Raw genomic sequence first — 13,230 nt, 5'->3', positions numbered from 1 at the left:
AAAATATTCGGGGTCAGTTGGACTCGACGAGGTCGATGTCGAGGTACTGTTCGAGTGCCTTGATCGTCGACCCACCGACGTTCGCCTGCGTCGCGCGCCCCTGCTCGACAGCGAGGATGTCCGCTTCGTCGAGTTCGAGTTCCTCGGCCAGTTCGCCCGTCTGGAGGCCCTCGTCCTGACGCGCCTCCGTCACGCGCTCGCCGTACTCGCTGACCAGATACGGGAGCTGGTCGTCGTCGTAGTCGGCCCCGTCCTCCCAGTGAGACGTGTCGGCCTGCTGTGCGTCCTGCATCTTCGCCGCGTTCTGTGCGGCTTTGCGTTTCCGGTTCTGCCCGTCGCGCGAGCTGTCACTGCCCGTCGTTCGCTCGTTTTCCCCGTGGTCACGCGCACAGCTGTCACACACCTGGAGGGTCGCACCAGCGACGTTCGCGGTCTGGAGGTCGCCGCCGTCGCTACCGCAGAGCTCACAGCTCCCGCCGGCGCTATCGCCACCACTGCCGGTCGAGTATTTGGCCATGCCCCCCGTAGCGGTTTCGTGATATTTCAAACGTCCGGTTCGCGCGAGTGACACACCCTCCCGGGGCGGGTCTAAACGAAAGCGCTTTTATTGACCCACCGGGAACGGTTGAATGCACTCAGCAAGAGCGCGCGTGGGTAGCCAAGCCAGGCCAACGGCGCAGCGTTGAGGGCGCTGTCCCGTAGGGGTCCGCCGGTTCGAATCCGGTCCCACGCATTCTCTGAGCGCGAACATATCGTGAGCGCTCGGTAAGTCGGTCGGAGCGAATTCGAACCTTGCGAGGAACGCGCAGCGAACTGTTGTGAGCGAGCATTTCTTGCTCCGGTTCGAATCCGGTCCCACGCACTCTCAGAGCGCAGGTGCATTCCCTTGGGACTGCACCCACGCAAACTTACTTCGGACACAACGCTTCCAGAGCGCTCGCTGTCCCGTCTCTCGTCAAAATAGATGACCGCGAGCCTGAGCGAGCCCACTCCTCGCTCACCGCATCTCGTCGAGCGCGACCGCGTGCTCGATGTCGACCGAAATCCAGTGGGTGGGGAGCTCGTCGTCCTGATCGCTGAAGACAGTGAGCTCTGTCGGATTGTCCGCGTCGTCAACCGCATAGTCGAAGCGAGCCGATCCCGCGGGGCGAGCAGACGAATCACGGAGTGGGTCATACACCGACATCGTCAGTCCCTCGTTTGAAACGACGTGGACACTCCTCATAAGCGGCAGTTGTGATTCCTGCGGTGTGAGAATCAGCCAGTAGAGGCGGTGGATGCTATCGCCCCAGTAACTGTTCGGGTAGAGCGGTGTGCGGGACCGGATTCGAACCGGATGGAGACGGTCGGCCTCGCGTTGCTCGGCCGCTGCGACTCCCAGGGTTCGGAATCCGCTGGCGATTCTGCTGCTCGCGGTTTGCTCGCAGCAAGAATGCGCGGGACCGGATTCGAACCGCCTGAACGTCGCTCACTTTGTTCGCTCGTTCCGTGCTTCGAATCCTCATACCGCATCCACGGCTCTCACGAGTTGTTCGAGCCGAGAAATGCGCGGGACCGGATTCGAACCGGCGGACCCCTACGGGATAGCGTCCTAAGCGCTACGCCTTTGGCCTGGCTCGGCAACCCGCGCGCACCAGTCGGTATCCGCGTTGGCATCAAGAACCCTTCGCTTGCGGGCGACGAAGGTTTAGGTAGGATGGGGACCAACGACGCTGTATGTACCGCGCCAGTGACCGAATCGAGCACGACGAGTGGCTCTCCGACATCGAAGCCGCGTCGGACAGGCTCGACCTCGGGACGGAGGCGCGGTCCCACGCGGTCGACCTGTTCCTCTCGACAGTTCCCGAGGAAGACCGGTCGAAACAGGCGACAATGGCTGCCAGCGTGTACGTCGCCGCGCTGGTCGCCGGCGAGGAGCGGTCCCAGTCCGCTGTCGCGGAGGCGACTGGCGTCTCCCGGTTGACGATTCAACAGCGCTGGAAGGACCTGCTGGAGACGGCCGGGCTGGAAGCGCCGGGCTGGTAGCTACGAAATGTTCTGACGGCCGGTGCGGTTCGGCGTGAGGTTCCCGTGTTCGTCGATTTCGCCCTCGACGATCCGGGTCGAAGAGATGATGTCGCCGTCCTCGGCGCGGACGTGCGGGACGACTTCGATTTCGAGCGGGTCGTGGCCCCGCTCCTCGCGGATTTCGTTGATGCGGCGGCCGCCGGTCTCCGTCTCGGGCGAGACGACGAGCGTGTCGAACTGCGGCTCCGTGGCGATACCGGTCGGCTCGGTGAGTTCCCGGACCGCCCATTCGCGCTCCTGGTCGGCGGCGAGCATCGCGAGTTCGTCGGCGAGTGCAGATTTCCGTTCGCTGAACGGCCGAACGTGGCGCTGGTCGTGGCGCGTCTTCGGCGCGAGGTCGTCGCTGGTGAGGCCAACTGTCACGTCCCCGAGTTCGAATGCGCGTTCGAACAGCGCGCGGTGTCCGTCGTGAATCGGGTCGAACGTTCCCCCCAGCGCGACATTCATATCCCGGGCAACGGCGCGGGTAGGTTTAGTAATATCGACTCGCGAAACGGTCGCCGGAGCCGGCTTTGACTACACAGCGGGGCCGTCGTCTTCGTCCTCGGAGTCGCCCGCATCGTCGCCTGCTTCCCCGCTTGCATCGGTGTCGGTGGCGTCGTCGTCCGCGTCCTCGACCGAAATCGTCACGGGCTCGTCGTCGGGTTCCAGCGTCGTTTCGCCGCCGATGTGGTCGTCGAGGTTGAACACCGTGTTCAGTTCCGACTGGATGTCACCGACGATGGTGTTGACGAGGTCGCTCGGCGGAATAGCGCTGTACTCGTAGGGGTTGTTGCCCGCACCGTCGCTCTCACGCTTCTGGCGGGTCACGACCTCCTCCTCGGTGAGCGCCGCCAGGGCCTCGCGGACCGTGCTCGGATACAGACCGGTCCCCTCAGCTATCTCCTCGCTGGTGCTCTCGGAATGTTGTCGCAGGTGGACGTAGATCCGCGCCCGCGTTTCCGTGTCAAGCACCCACGCCAGCAGGTCGACGATCCCTTCGTCGAACTGCTCGACCGCGCGGTCCGCCTCCTGTTCGATTCGTTCACGGACATCGCCTGTGTCCTCGGGGTCGTCGTGATCGTTGTCGTCTGCAGACATGCGTTGTCTCTGTGAGGACAAAAGCTACAGCTGGATAAAAACCCTTGGCTCAGACTCTCCTGTCGCTCCGCAGTATCGAGCAGTCAAGTCCGGCCGCGGACGACAGCCCAGATCAGGACAGGCGAAGCGAGTCAGCGAGCGCCATGACGCCCTCCTCCGCACGAAGCCGGCGCTGTCGCTCGGCGCCGCTTTCGCGGTCGTACAGCTCCCACAGTCCGTCGATACCCAGCCGGTCGCTTTCCATCTCGACCAGTTCCTCGACCGAGCGCGTCGTCGAGAGGTCACGCGATATCAGTTCCGCGGACTGGCCGTGGCGGATCGCGCGCCACTTGTTCTCGTCGAGGAACTCCCGGCGGAGTCGCCGGTCGGACTCCCCGTCTTCGTAGCGCTCGGCGAGATCGACGACGAGTTCGCGGACGTACTCGACGAAGGCCAGCACCCGGTCCGGGTCGGCTTGCCCGTCTGGAGCACGTACCTCGACAGTACCGTGGCCGGAATGGGGCCGAACGTCGAACCAGAGTTCGCCGCGGTCGTCGATACTGCCAGTTTCGAGCATCCGCCGTTCGTAGGTCTCGAAGGCGTCGTAGTCGTCGAACGCCGTCGGCATCCCGGTGTTGGGCAGGCCCTCGAATATCTTCCCGCGGGCGGACTGCAGCCCGGTGTCGAAGCCGTTCCAGTACGGCGAGTTGGCCGACAGCGCAAGCATCAACGGGAGATGCCAGCGGAGTTCGTTCGCCACCCAGACGGCCTTGTCGGCGTCGTCAACGCCGACGTGGACGTGCAGGCCCGCGGTCGTGTTGCGGTGCTGTGGGTACTGGATTCGGTCTAGCTGGGACTTGTACCGGGGCTTCTCGGCGTGTTCGAGTTCGCGCCACTTCGCCAGCGGGTGCAGGCCAGCGGCGGCGATACCGAACCCGTTCGCTTCGGCGTGGTCGACCAGCGCATCCCGGACTGACCGAAGATGCTCACCAGCGTCGGTCGGGTCGTCGATACGCGGCGTCTGCGTCTCGATAACGCACTTGAACAGTTCGTGGTCGAGCCGACCGTCGAGAACCGCAGGCGGCTCCGTCTCGTAGACGAGTTCGTCCGTGCCAGACGTCGGGCGACCGAACTCGTCGACGACGTAGAACTCTTCCTCGATGCCGAGCGTCCCCATCCGGGTAAAATGCTCGGCAGATCCCGTCGCGTCCATTACTCAGCACATCGGAATCGACCCGGTAAAGCCTTCCGTCCCCGCCCGCTCAGCCCGCACAACTGGATTCCGTCTCGGGCGATTCTCGCGGGCGGTACCAATCCCAACTAGTCCTCTCGCGGCCGGGCAACGATACCGAGGTGGTCCTCGTGGAACGGGTCCAGACGCGCCGTCTCAAGCAGTTCGTACTCAGCGCTGAGTTCCGTACGCACACTGTCGAACACGGCGTCGGGGTCGGCGGTCACGTCTTCGCTTCTGGCTTTGATAGCCGCGAGGAGTCGCCCGTCGTCAGTCAGGAACTGTTTGTTGAGCGTCGCCACCCGAGCCTGCCCCCTGGTCGCCACGTCCTGCACGACGACGTCGACCGGTTCGACGACGTGGGCGTAGCTCTCGGGCTTGCGTGCGTCCTTGAGCAGCGGGAAGAGATTCCGCCGGCTCTCCGCGGCGTCCAGCAGTTCCCGCACGGGCCGGGGCGCGAACTCGACGGCGTAGGTCGGGCCGCCGAAATCAGCGACGTGACTCACGGTCGTCCCGGCCGCCGCGCCGAGGTACAGGACGGTCTCGCCGCCCTCCAGACCGGTGTCCATCCCCTGTTCGAGCATCGCGCCGAGCTTCGAGCGGTGCGGGTCCCACCGCCGCCAGTCGCCGTCGGTCCGCTCGCCGTACACCGGCTGACCCTGCGTGGCGAGGCTCGTCTCGCCGTCGAAGTCGTGGCGCTCGACGCCAGTCGGGAGCGTCATTCGTCGCCCTCCTCGGCCCGCGCCTGAATCCGTTCGATTCGTTCGTCGAGTTCCGCCTGCAAGTCCGGCCGGCGGTCGCCGCTATAGTGGTCGATACGGGCGGCAATCGAGAGCTTTCCGGCGAATGCCCGCGCTGCTGACCCGCGCTCCTCACGACGGGTCCCGCGCACATACTCGTGTGTGAAGATGACGCCGTGTTTCGGCGACGGCGCGTTCCCTTTGAGGTGGGCGAACAGCGCGTCCTCCGCACCGAGAACCTGCACCGTCCCGCTCGGTTTCTTCGCCAGTGCTTCGAGCCCGCCGGCCAGTGAAATCAGGCGGGCCGCAAGCACTGGCCCGGCCAGCATCGAGAGGTTCGGCGCGACGGCGGGCGCGGTCCGCTCGATGTACGCCCGGAGTGAGTCCGCCTCGTCAGCTAGCTCGGCCGTCTGTTCGGCGAGTGCCCGGAGTGCGGTGTCTCCCTCGTCCTCGTCGGTCCGGTCGGCCAGCGAGCGGGCGTACTCGACGCCGCTCCCGCTGTCACCGTGCCGGCTCCCGCCCCACTCGGCGACCCGCTCGGCGAGTTCGTTGGCCGTCCGCTCGCAGTCGGCCATCGCCCGGACAGCGTGGACGAGCTGCTGATCGTCAGCGCCCTCCCGTTCGGCGACCGCCGCGCTGGTGGCCGCCATCGCCACCTTGTGCAGGCGGTCGTAGTAGGCCGCTTCGTCGTCAGCGAACCCTGCCTCGACGGCCTGCTGTGGCCAGTCCTCCGGCGTGTCGGCTCGCCCGGCCTCTATCTGTTCGACAGCGGCCGCGTCGTCGTCCGGGTCCAGCCCGGCGAACCACCCGTTGCTCATAGCCGTGTGTGTACGCCCGACGCGAAAAAGTGACCCGGTTAGCGCCTGCGAAACGCGTCGGATCTCGCTTTCGAACCGGCCTCAACGCATCCCTGGCGGCGGACCACGGTCCCGCGGGTCGTCGTCACCGTCGTCCTCTTCGAGGTCGATACCGGCCTCCTTGCGTCGGCGAATCACTTCCTGCAACTGCCGATAGTAGTACAGCGTCCCCACGACGCCGATAACGGTGGCGATGGCCGACAGGCCGCCGAACAGCCACAGGTCGCGGTCGAGGTAGTACCGGACGACGATCTGGTCGGAGGTCACCTCGTCCCAGCGGATGACCTGCTGACCGTCGACAGTCTCGGACTCGTAGCCACCGGGACTGATCCGCGAGAGGAACGGAATCCCTGCCCCGGTATTAGGCGGAAGGACGACCGTGTACGAACCGTCCTCGACGAGCGTCGGTGAGCCAAAGCGCTTGCCGGTCCGAGCGACCGAGTAACCCACCTTTCCGGAGACGTTCCCGGAGAGATTGACTGTCGTTCGCTGGCGACTCTCCGAAGCGCTCAGCGAGGAGTTTGCGGGGCTAACGACTGTCCCGTTCGCGTACCGGAACCGAAGCGCACTGATGGGGACGCTCCGCTCGCGCCCGAGGCCGTCGACGGTGTACACGTCGAACGTCGTTTCGTTTTCGACGGCGTAGACGGCAGTGTACTTCGACTCCTCGATGACGATTGTCCCGTCAGCGGAGGTGTTCCAGTCGTAGCTCGCGTTCTCGTTCAACCGCTCCGGGTCGACCTCTTCAGAGCCGAAGAAGCCGCTACACCCCGAAAGGGCGACCAGTGCGAGAACGGCGACCAACAGGAGGTGACGGCGTTTCATAGCTCGAAAGTCAGGGCACGATTGCCAGCAGCTCCGACGGCATGTACTGCCCGATGTCGGCGAGCAGCCCCGGCGGGTCGGTGTCCGGGTTGCAGATGATGCTCTGTTCTAACAGGCCGATTCGTTCGACAGTGACGATGTCCTGTGCGTGGCCGGCGCGGTTGACCGTCGCGCGCGCCTCAGAGCGCGTGACGCTGTTCGCGTTGATGCGACCGTTGTCGCCACGGGTCCACTCGTACAGGCGGTCCTGCTCGACCTCCGCGAGGCGTGCTGGGTCGCCGGCGACGAACCGGAGCGGGAGGTGCTGGACCAGTCCGAACCGTTTCCGGATCTGGGTCGGCGTCCCCTGCCCGAGACCGAGCTGATCGGCCGGAATCCGGACCGTCTGCCCGAAGCCGACGTCGAGGACGAACCCGTCCTCGTCCCAGCTATCGAGCGTTCCGACGTACGTCTCGCCGTCCTCGTGGTCGGCGACCATCTCGCCGAACTCCTCGCGCAGCAGGTTCTTCGCGACGGTCTCGTCGGGGCCGTCGACGGTCACCGTCGGGAACTCGTCGTCCCGGAGGCCGATGTCGTACTCCACGTCGAGGTCACCGAGTTCGTTGCCGACCATCGAGCGCAGTCCGTCGAGCGTACGGTCCCGGGCGTCGCCGGCGACGTACACTTTTGTACCGAGAACGACCATCAGGCTTCCACGTCCACGTCAGCGTTCAGTTCGTCTCTGAGCTCGTCGATGCGGTTCTCCATCGCGGTGACGAGACGGGTGTTCTCCATCGTCTCGACCTGGTTGCCACATTCGGGGCACTCGAAGCCGAACTCCATCGCCTCGCCGAACTCGAAGCGGATGCCGCAGTGCTCACAGAGGTAGAACTCGTTTTCCCGCTCGTACTCGCGGCGCTCTTCGAGGCCGTCGAGCAGGCGGTACATCTCCTCTTGCAGTTGTTCGGGGATCTTCTCGTACTGGAACGTCCAGAGGTACGTGAGCCACCCGGAGTCCTCGTCGCGGAGCCGGCGGTACGTCGCCAGGTCGTTCTCGTAGAGGATAAACAGCGCTCTGCGCACGTCGTTCAGTTCGAGCCCGAGCTCCTCGGCCAGTTCCTCGTCGGTCACTTCGCCGTCCGGCGGCGCGGCGGCGACCGGCATCCCTTTCGGTCCGACCAGCTCGTGGAGGTACTTCTGTATGACGGGGTCCTCCAAGAGTTCCTCAAAAGCCATTACCCGCACATCCGGGAGTCATGTGGTTAAAACCATCGGGTCGTCCTCTCTCGAACGCTGACGCAGAGGGCGGGGCCATGATGCTGTCGGGGAGTTCCCGATGTGCCTGCAGACGGGCAACAACGACGGACAGCAGTCGCTTTTGCGATACCACCAGCCTGGTACCCGCCGTGACGACCTCGACAACCCCGCTATTCGATTTTCTCGACCGAGGTCCGGCAGGAGGAACAGGTCTCTTTGTCGATAGCGACGAAGACGGAGTCACAGGAGGGGCACTCGTAAAGATTCGATTCAGGTTGGTCGGCCGCGTCCGTACCGCTATCGCCGGCAGAGCTGGCCTGAACGCGTTTCTCCGTCACTGTTCCGGCCTGTGGTCCGTTGTCCGACTGCCGCTTCCCACCCGATAGCGCGTCCGATACGGATTTTTTGATTTTGTCTAGCATCGCGAGTTGTTACAATATACTAGTCACTTGTATTACTTTAATAGCTGTGATTTCCCAGACAGTGACAACTCTAGTCGGTTTTCCCCTGACGAGCTGTCAGAGGCCGTCGAGCGGTCGCGGCGACGCCTGTTCGTATTCGATAACGTCGAACCCGTCGTGGGACTCCCGGGTCAACTCCGTCCATTCCGCTCCCAGGTCCGGGAAGTAGCGGTCCCCATCGTTGCGCTCGTGGATGCGGCTGAGGAAAACCCGGCTTGCGAACGGGAGGAACAGGTCGTACACCGCCTCGCCGCCGATGACGTAGGTGATCGGTGGCGAGTCGCCCGTTCCAGTGACGTCACCGCTGAACGCCTCAGTCGCGCCGGCGCGGGCGGCAGCATCGACGGCTATCTGTGGCGTCGTGGCGTACTCGACCGTCTCCGAGTCGGCGCTCCGGCTGTCGTCACTCGTCAAGACGACGGTGTAACAGTCCGGGAGCGGGTCCATCGAATCGAACGTCCGGCGGCCGAGGATGACCGGGTGGCCCGCGATGCGGTCCTTGTACTGGCGCACGTCCTCGGGATAGTGCCAGGGGACGCCGCCGTCCAGGCCGATGACGTTGTTCTCGTCGGCTGCGACTACGAGGACCAGTTCGGTGTGGGGTGCTGTCATTTGTAACCAAGTGCCTCCAGTCGGTCGTCGAGCGCCCCGGCGAACTGTGTGTCGGACGCGTCCTCGAACTCGGTGTATCCGTCGAGCGGCGTCGCGATATCCACGTCGGCGTACCGGTCGCTGTCGAAGTGGTTCCGGACGACAGCGGCGTCGATATCGCTGTCCTCGGTCGTACCCCCACAGCCCTTGATGACAGATTCGTGGGCGCTGTCGCCCCACGCCGCCCGCTTTCGGACCTCGTCGCCGGGCCGGTCGTGGTAGACCAGCCGGGCGTGCTTCGCAAAGGGTGCGGCGTCGCCACAGATCCGTTCGGCTTCCTCACGCATCGCCGGGCCGACGGGGGCCTGGGACGCGACGACGGTCCCGTTCGGCGAGGCGAAGGCCGGGCCGTCCGCGTTGCCGTCGCCGAGCGCCATCGCGCGGACGGCGTCGGGGAAGCGGCTGAGCGTCGCCAGATCGGTCACGCGGTGTCCGTGCCGCTGGCCGGGGGCACGGACGACGAGCGGGACGTGGTACATCGCGTCGTGGGTCCCGATACGGTGGCTGACGGCCGGCGGTTCCTCAGGAATCGCCGTCGGTTCGCCGAAGCCCTCGCCGTGGTCACCGGCGAAGACGACCAGCGTGTCGTCGAGGACGCCCTGCTCGTCCAGTCCGCGGATGAGCGTCTCGAAGATGGCGTCGGCCTGCCGGACCGCGCCGTCGTATATCTGTTCGAGAATGCTGGCAAAGCCAAGCGACAGGTTCCCCGAGAGGAACTCCCAGTGCCACTTGAACCCCATCGACTCCTGGAGTTCGCGGGAGCGCTCGTCGCTCCACTCGTCGTACTCGGCGAGCGGTTCGTACGGGCGGTGGGTGTCCATCAGATTGATGCAGGCGGCCCACTCGCTCTCACGCTCGTCAATCCACTCCAGCGTCCGGTCGGCGTACCAGAAGCCGTTTGGCCAGTCGCCCAGCGAGCCGTTCGTCTCGTAGGCTGAGTCGTACTGCTCGGGCGAACCGACGGCGGTTTGAAACACTTCGTCAAGCCCCGACTCGTGGTCAGTCAGGAACGGATTGTCGGAGAACAACCCCGTGTCATAGCCCGCTGCTGCCAGTTCCTCGAAGATCGTGTGGCCGGCGTCGAGTCTAGCGCTGTGGTCGACGCCGTGTTCGTGGACCTCGTGGCCCGTGAACAGACTGACGTGGCTGGGGACGGTCCAGTTGCTCGGGCTGCGAGCCTGCGTGTACACCGTCGCCTCCTCAGCGAAAGCGTCGAGAAAGGGCGTCGTCTCCCGGCGATAGCCCAGGACGGAGGTGTTCCGGGCGCGGAGACTGTCGGCGACGACGACCAACACGTTGTGACGCGACATCTGCACCACAGTTAGCGTCGAGCGATAAAAGGCCCGCGGCACAACTGCGTGGGTATCGCTACTCGTCGGGGTCGACGACTCGTTTGCCGGTTTCCTGCGGGACGACGACTCTCTCGGGGTTCTCCCACTCGCGGTCCAGTTCCCGGCCCTCGAAGAGGCGGTCGAGGAAGACGGCCAGGGAAGCGACTTCGGAGTGTGGCTGGTTGGTGACGCCGACGTTCCAGTCGGCGTGTTCGTAAACCTCGAAGGGGACTTTCTCCGCGCCGACGACGACAAGCAGTGGGTCCTCGGCGTGGGCCTCGCGGACCTCGTCCTCGATATCCTGCACCGGTTCGCCGTACATCGTCAGATGGACGACGCGACCCTCGAAATCGCGGATGAGCCGCTTTGGCTCCTCGGTCGAGGCCACGTCGAAGGGGCCACCGAACCGGTCGGTGATGTCGATGACGGTGTCGGCCTGATTGCGTGCGGCGTTGGCCAGCACGACCTTGTCAGCCCCGAGCGCGCGAGCGGTCAGCCCGACATGGGTCGTCATCCGCTCGTCCCGGCCGGGCCGGTGACCCAGTCGGAGCACCGTCACCTGCGGCGACTCTCTCATCCGTCGCTCCGTGCCGCTTCGATAGCTGACCGGACGGGCTCATAGGCGATTTCGCTCCACTCGACCCGCTCGTCGTTGACGAACACCGTCGGAGTCCCCTGAACGCCGCGGTCGATACCAGCATCGCGGTCGCCGGAGACTGTCGGGCGGTACAGTTCTCCCGTCGCAGCCGCTCGAACCGTTTCGCCGTCGACGTCCAGCCCCTCCGTCAGTTCGGCGTAGGTGTCTGGGCCAAGCTGGTTCTGGTTCGCGAACAGGCGCTTGGAATACGTGAAGAAGGCCTCCGCGCCGACGTTATCTTGAACGGCGCGCGCGGCGCTTGCGGCCTGCCACGAGACTTCCTCGTCGACCGGAATCGGGAAGTCGTGGTGCTCGTAGCGGACGGTTCCGTCAGCGAGGTAGTCGTCGCTGAGCTGCGGGAAAACGGACTCCGAGTAGGTCGCACAATGTGGACAGGCGTAGTCCTCGTACACTGCAACGGTCACGTCAGCTTCGGGGTCGCCCGCGACAGGCGTCGAGAGCGGCTGGCCGGGAAGGGGAGTTGCCGTCTCCGTTGTCCCGGCTGATTCCGACTCCGAGCTACCGCCGGAACAGCCGGCGATCGCGCCGACAGCGCCGACGGTGGCCGCCAGCAGCCCGCGGCGAGTGAATCGAGTCATAGCCGACTCTCACAGGGGAAGCTATAAAACGACGTTGTCATCCGTTACTTGCCTACCGACTCCGCCGGAATCGGCCGCGACCACAACGTTTTTTCTCGCATGGGAAGCATCGCACCTATGGACGTATCAGAGAAACGAATAGTCGTCACCGGCGGGGCGGGCTTTATCGGGTCGCACCTGGTCGAGCGCCTCGTTCCGGACAACGACGTAGTGGTCGTCGACAACGAAGCGAACGGGCAATCCGAGTGGGTCCACGAGGACGCGACCTATCTGGATGGTGACCTCACCGACCCCGACGTCGTCGCCGAGGCCATCACGAGCGATGTCGACCTCGTCGTCCACCTCGCGGCGTCGAAACTGGTCGACACGGACACGCCCCGCCGACAGTTCGAGGACAACAGCGACATCACGTACAACATCCTCGAACGGATGCAGGAGGCCGGCGTCGAGAACCTCGTGTTTACGTCGTCATCTACTGTGTACGGCGAAGCGCCGCGGCCGACTCCGGAGGATTACGCGCCGCTCGAACCGATCAGCGTCTACGGTGCGACGAAACTCGCCGAGGAGTCGCTCGTCTCGACGTACGCCCACAGCCACGACATCCAGTCCTGGGTGTTCCGGTTTGCGAACATCGTCGGCCCGCGCCTGCGCGGCGCGGTTATTCCCGATTTCATCGAGAAGCTCACCGAAGACTCGTCGACGCTGACGATTCTCGGCGACGGCCGCCAGGAGAAGTCCTACATGCACATCTCCGAGTGCATCGACGCGATGCTGTTCGCCGTCGAACACGCCGACAAGGACCACAACGTGTTCAATCTCGGGACGCGGACCACCACGTCAGTCGACCGCATCGCCAGCATCGTCGCCGACGAAATGGACATCGACCCCGAGTACGAATACACCGGCGGTGACCGCGGCTGGACCGGCGACGTCCCGCGGATGCGCCTCTCCGTCGACAAACTCTCGGCGCTAGGCTGGGAACCCGAACAGTCGAGCGACGACGCGGTGCGGCAGTCGACCCGCGAACTACTCGAAGAACTCTGAGCGCGGCGTCAGGCTGGGTACGTACCGTTCAGCTGCGCTTTATCGACGACGTGGCCGCTGGCCGCGTCGTACACGTCGTCCTTGTCCGCTGCCGGCGAGAGGTCGAGCGTCGTGTCTAGTGCGTACAGCAGGAAACGGTACGTGTGCTCCCGGTCCGGCGGGCTCGGACCGCCCCAGCCGACCTCGCCGAAGTCGTTCTGTCCCTCTGTGGCCTCGTCGGGCCGCCATCCCCCCGGAATCCGGTCGATATCCGGCGGGATGTTCCAGATGAGCCAGTGGTCCCACACCTTCCCGGCCGGCTCCTCGGCGTCCGGGTCGTCGACGATGAGGAGGAGCGACGACGCGTTCGACGGGACGTTCTCGACTTCCAGCGGGGGGTTCGTGTTCGCTGCCGAGTAGCCGTGTTCCTCGGGGATGCGCTCGCCGTCGTCGAAGGCCGGACTCCGGAGCTGTAGGTCTGCCATGTGCGGATATTTGACAGACAAACACAAA

18 protein-coding genes and 2 tRNA genes are annotated in these 13,230 nt (G+C 65.0%); 3 read left to right on the top strand and 17 right to left on the bottom strand.

What is annotated here, in order from left to right; all coding sequences use genetic code 11:
• Positions 1-13: 13 nt before the first annotated feature.
• Positions 14-517: a helix-turn-helix domain-containing protein gene (locus VI340_RS06785; protein WP_008309193.1), complete on the bottom strand. Its 504-nt coding sequence runs from the start codon at positions 515-517 to the stop codon at positions 14-16.
• Positions 518-648: 131 nt separating this feature from the next.
• On the opposite strand from VI340_RS06785, the gene VI340_RS06780 reads away from it, so the two are divergent.
• Positions 649-733, top strand: a tRNA-Leu gene (locus VI340_RS06780).
• Between the two features lie 264 nt (positions 734-997).
• Here the strand turns inward: VI340_RS06780 and VI340_RS06775 are convergent.
• Complete coding sequence (locus VI340_RS06775; RefSeq protein WP_239642278.1) at positions 998-1,225, bottom strand: DUF7511 domain-containing protein; 228 nt, start codon at positions 1,223-1,225, stop codon at positions 998-1,000.
• Between the two features lie 320 nt (positions 1,226-1,545).
• Positions 1,546-1,630 (bottom strand) — tRNA-Leu (locus VI340_RS06770).
• Between the two features lie 86 nt (positions 1,631-1,716).
• Between VI340_RS06770 and VI340_RS06765 the strand changes: the two genes are divergently transcribed.
• Entirely contained in the window at positions 1,717-2,025 is a 309-nt protein-coding gene (locus VI340_RS06765; RefSeq protein ID WP_008309195.1) for a transcription factor TFIIB, read from the top strand.
• Here the strand turns inward: VI340_RS06765 and VI340_RS06760 are convergent, their stop codons facing one another.
• The 13 genes from VI340_RS06760 to VI340_RS06700 form a co-directional block, all read right to left on the bottom strand.
• Positions 2,026-2,514 carry a phosphopantetheine adenylyltransferase gene (locus VI340_RS06760; protein WP_008309196.1) on the bottom strand — a complete coding sequence of 163 codons (489 nt, stop codon included), beginning with the start codon at positions 2,512-2,514 and terminating at the stop codon, positions 2,026-2,028.
• 69 nt (positions 2,515-2,583) lie between these two features.
• Entirely contained in the window at positions 2,584-3,147 is a 564-nt protein-coding gene (locus VI340_RS06755; RefSeq protein WP_008309197.1) for a winged helix-turn-helix domain-containing protein, read from the bottom strand.
• A 112-nt stretch (positions 3,148-3,259) separates the two neighbouring features.
• Positions 3,260-4,339, bottom strand: a complete 1,080-nt coding sequence (locus VI340_RS06750; RefSeq protein WP_008309198.1) for a glutamate--cysteine ligase — start codon at positions 4,337-4,339, stop codon at positions 3,260-3,262.
• 107 nt (positions 4,340-4,446) lie between these two features.
• Complete coding sequence (locus VI340_RS06745) at positions 4,447-5,079, bottom strand: fibrillarin-like rRNA/tRNA 2'-O-methyltransferase (protein WP_008309199.1); 633 nt, start codon at positions 5,077-5,079, stop codon at positions 4,447-4,449.
• Positions 5,076-5,915 (bottom strand): NOP5/NOP56 family protein, encoded by an 840-nt coding sequence (locus VI340_RS06740; protein WP_336358054.1) that lies wholly within the window; start codon positions 5,913-5,915, stop codon positions 5,076-5,078. Before VI340_RS06740 ends, VI340_RS06745 begins: the two co-directional genes overlap by 4 nt.
• Before the next feature lie 81 nt (positions 5,916-5,996).
• The gene (locus tag VI340_RS06735; RefSeq protein WP_008309202.1) at positions 5,997-6,779 is read right to left on the bottom strand and encodes a DUF5803 family protein; all 783 of its coding nucleotides are present in this window, start codon (positions 6,777-6,779) and stop codon (positions 5,997-5,999) included.
• A 10-nt stretch (positions 6,780-6,789) separates the two neighbouring features.
• Complete coding sequence (locus VI340_RS06730; RefSeq protein WP_008309204.1) at positions 6,790-7,464, bottom strand: DUF2110 family protein; 675 nt, start codon at positions 7,462-7,464, stop codon at positions 6,790-6,792.
• Positions 7,464-7,994 (bottom strand): transcription factor E, encoded by a 531-nt coding sequence (tfe, locus tag VI340_RS06725; RefSeq protein WP_008309207.1) that lies wholly within the window; start codon positions 7,992-7,994, stop codon positions 7,464-7,466. Before tfe ends, VI340_RS06730 begins: the two co-directional genes overlap by 1 nt.
• A gap of 191 nt (positions 7,995-8,185) precedes the next feature.
• Complete coding sequence (locus VI340_RS06720) at positions 8,186-8,437, bottom strand: hypothetical protein (RefSeq protein WP_008309209.1); 252 nt, start codon at positions 8,435-8,437, stop codon at positions 8,186-8,188.
• A gap of 96 nt (positions 8,438-8,533) precedes the next feature.
• Positions 8,534-9,088 carry a dihydrofolate reductase gene (locus VI340_RS06715; RefSeq protein WP_336358053.1) on the bottom strand — a complete coding sequence of 185 codons (555 nt, stop codon included), beginning with the start codon at positions 9,086-9,088 and terminating at the stop codon, positions 8,534-8,536.
• The gene (locus tag VI340_RS06710; protein WP_008309212.1) at positions 9,085-10,437 is read right to left on the bottom strand and encodes a sulfatase; all 1,353 of its coding nucleotides are present in this window, start codon (positions 10,435-10,437) and stop codon (positions 9,085-9,087) included. Before VI340_RS06710 ends, VI340_RS06715 begins: the two co-directional genes overlap by 4 nt.
• A 58-nt stretch (positions 10,438-10,495) precedes the next feature.
• Positions 10,496-11,035 carry a tRNA (cytidine(56)-2'-O)-methyltransferase gene (locus tag VI340_RS06705; RefSeq protein WP_008309214.1) on the bottom strand — a complete coding sequence of 180 codons (540 nt, stop codon included), beginning with the start codon at positions 11,033-11,035 and terminating at the stop codon, positions 10,496-10,498.
• Positions 11,032-11,694, bottom strand: a complete 663-nt coding sequence (locus VI340_RS06700) for a DsbA family protein (protein WP_336330449.1) — start codon at positions 11,692-11,694, stop codon at positions 11,032-11,034. Before VI340_RS06700 ends, VI340_RS06705 begins: the two co-directional genes overlap by 4 nt.
• 117 nt (positions 11,695-11,811) lie before the next feature.
• On the opposite strand from VI340_RS06700, the gene VI340_RS06695 reads away from it, so the two are divergent.
• Complete coding sequence (locus VI340_RS06695) at positions 11,812-12,738, top strand: NAD-dependent epimerase/dehydratase family protein (protein ID WP_008309217.1); 927 nt, start codon at positions 11,812-11,814, stop codon at positions 12,736-12,738.
• 8 nt (positions 12,739-12,746) lie between these two features.
• On the opposite strand, the gene VI340_RS06690 is transcribed toward VI340_RS06695, so the two are convergent.
• The gene (locus VI340_RS06690) at positions 12,747-13,202 is read right to left on the bottom strand and encodes a YbhB/YbcL family Raf kinase inhibitor-like protein (RefSeq protein ID WP_008309218.1); all 456 of its coding nucleotides are present in this window, start codon (positions 13,200-13,202) and stop codon (positions 12,747-12,749) included.
• Positions 13,203-13,230 lie beyond the last annotated feature (28 nt).

Source organism: Haloarcula sp. CGMCC 1.6347, assembly GCF_037078395.1.
Lineage (GTDB): Archaea > Halobacteriota > Halobacteria > Halobacteriales > Haloarculaceae > Haloarcula > Haloarcula amylolytica.
This window is presented reverse-complemented; position numbering and strand designations above follow the sequence as displayed.

Excerpts from the sequence above, each read along its gene's own strand:
- VI340_RS06755 (WP_008309197.1), bottom strand. The coding sequence starts at position 3,147 with ATGTCTGCAGACGACAACGATCACGACGACCCCGAGGACACAGGCGAT.
- VI340_RS06730 (WP_008309204.1), bottom strand. The coding sequence starts at position 7,464 with ATGGTCGTTCTCGGTACAAAAGTGTACGTCGCCGGCGACGCCCGGGAC.
- VI340_RS06700 (WP_336330449.1), bottom strand. The coding sequence starts at position 11,694 with ATGACTCGATTCACTCGCCGCGGGCTGCTGGCGGCCACCGTCGGCGCT.
- VI340_RS06720 (WP_008309209.1), bottom strand. The coding sequence starts at position 8,437 with ATGCTAGACAAAATCAAAAAATCCGTATCGGACGCGCTATCGGGTGGG.
- VI340_RS06740 (WP_336358054.1), bottom strand. The coding sequence starts at position 5,915 with ATGAGCAACGGGTGGTTCGCCGGGCTGGACCCGGACGACGACGCGGCC.
- VI340_RS06750 (WP_008309198.1), bottom strand. The coding sequence starts at position 4,339 with ATGGACGCGACGGGATCTGCCGAGCATTTTACCCGGATGGGGACGCTC.
- tfe (WP_008309207.1), bottom strand. The coding sequence starts at position 7,994 with ATGGCTTTTGAGGAACTCTTGGAGGACCCCGTCATACAGAAGTACCTC.
- VI340_RS06715 (WP_336358053.1), bottom strand. The coding sequence starts at position 9,088 with ATGACAGCACCCCACACCGAACTGGTCCTCGTAGTCGCAGCCGACGAG.
- VI340_RS06775 (WP_239642278.1), bottom strand. The coding sequence starts at position 1,225 with ATGAGGAGTGTCCACGTCGTTTCAAACGAGGGACTGACGATGTCGGTG.
- VI340_RS06705 (WP_008309214.1), bottom strand. The coding sequence starts at position 11,035 with ATGAGAGAGTCGCCGCAGGTGACGGTGCTCCGACTGGGTCACCGGCCC.
- VI340_RS06690 (WP_008309218.1), bottom strand. The coding sequence starts at position 13,202 with ATGGCAGACCTACAGCTCCGGAGTCCGGCCTTCGACGACGGCGAGCGC.
- VI340_RS06785 (WP_008309193.1), bottom strand. The coding sequence starts at position 517 with ATGGCCAAATACTCGACCGGCAGTGGTGGCGATAGCGCCGGCGGGAGC.
- VI340_RS06710 (WP_008309212.1), bottom strand. The coding sequence starts at position 10,437 with ATGTCGCGTCACAACGTGTTGGTCGTCGTCGCCGACAGTCTCCGCGCC.
- VI340_RS06760 (WP_008309196.1), bottom strand. The coding sequence starts at position 2,514 with ATGAATGTCGCGCTGGGGGGAACGTTCGACCCGATTCACGACGGACAC.
- VI340_RS06735 (WP_008309202.1), bottom strand. The coding sequence starts at position 6,779 with ATGAAACGCCGTCACCTCCTGTTGGTCGCCGTTCTCGCACTGGTCGCC.
- VI340_RS06765 (WP_008309195.1), top strand. The coding sequence starts at position 1,717 with ATGTACCGCGCCAGTGACCGAATCGAGCACGACGAGTGGCTCTCCGAC.
- VI340_RS06695 (WP_008309217.1), top strand. The coding sequence starts at position 11,812 with ATGGACGTATCAGAGAAACGAATAGTCGTCACCGGCGGGGCGGGCTTT.
- VI340_RS06745 (WP_008309199.1), bottom strand. The coding sequence starts at position 5,079 with ATGACGCTCCCGACTGGCGTCGAGCGCCACGACTTCGACGGCGAGACG.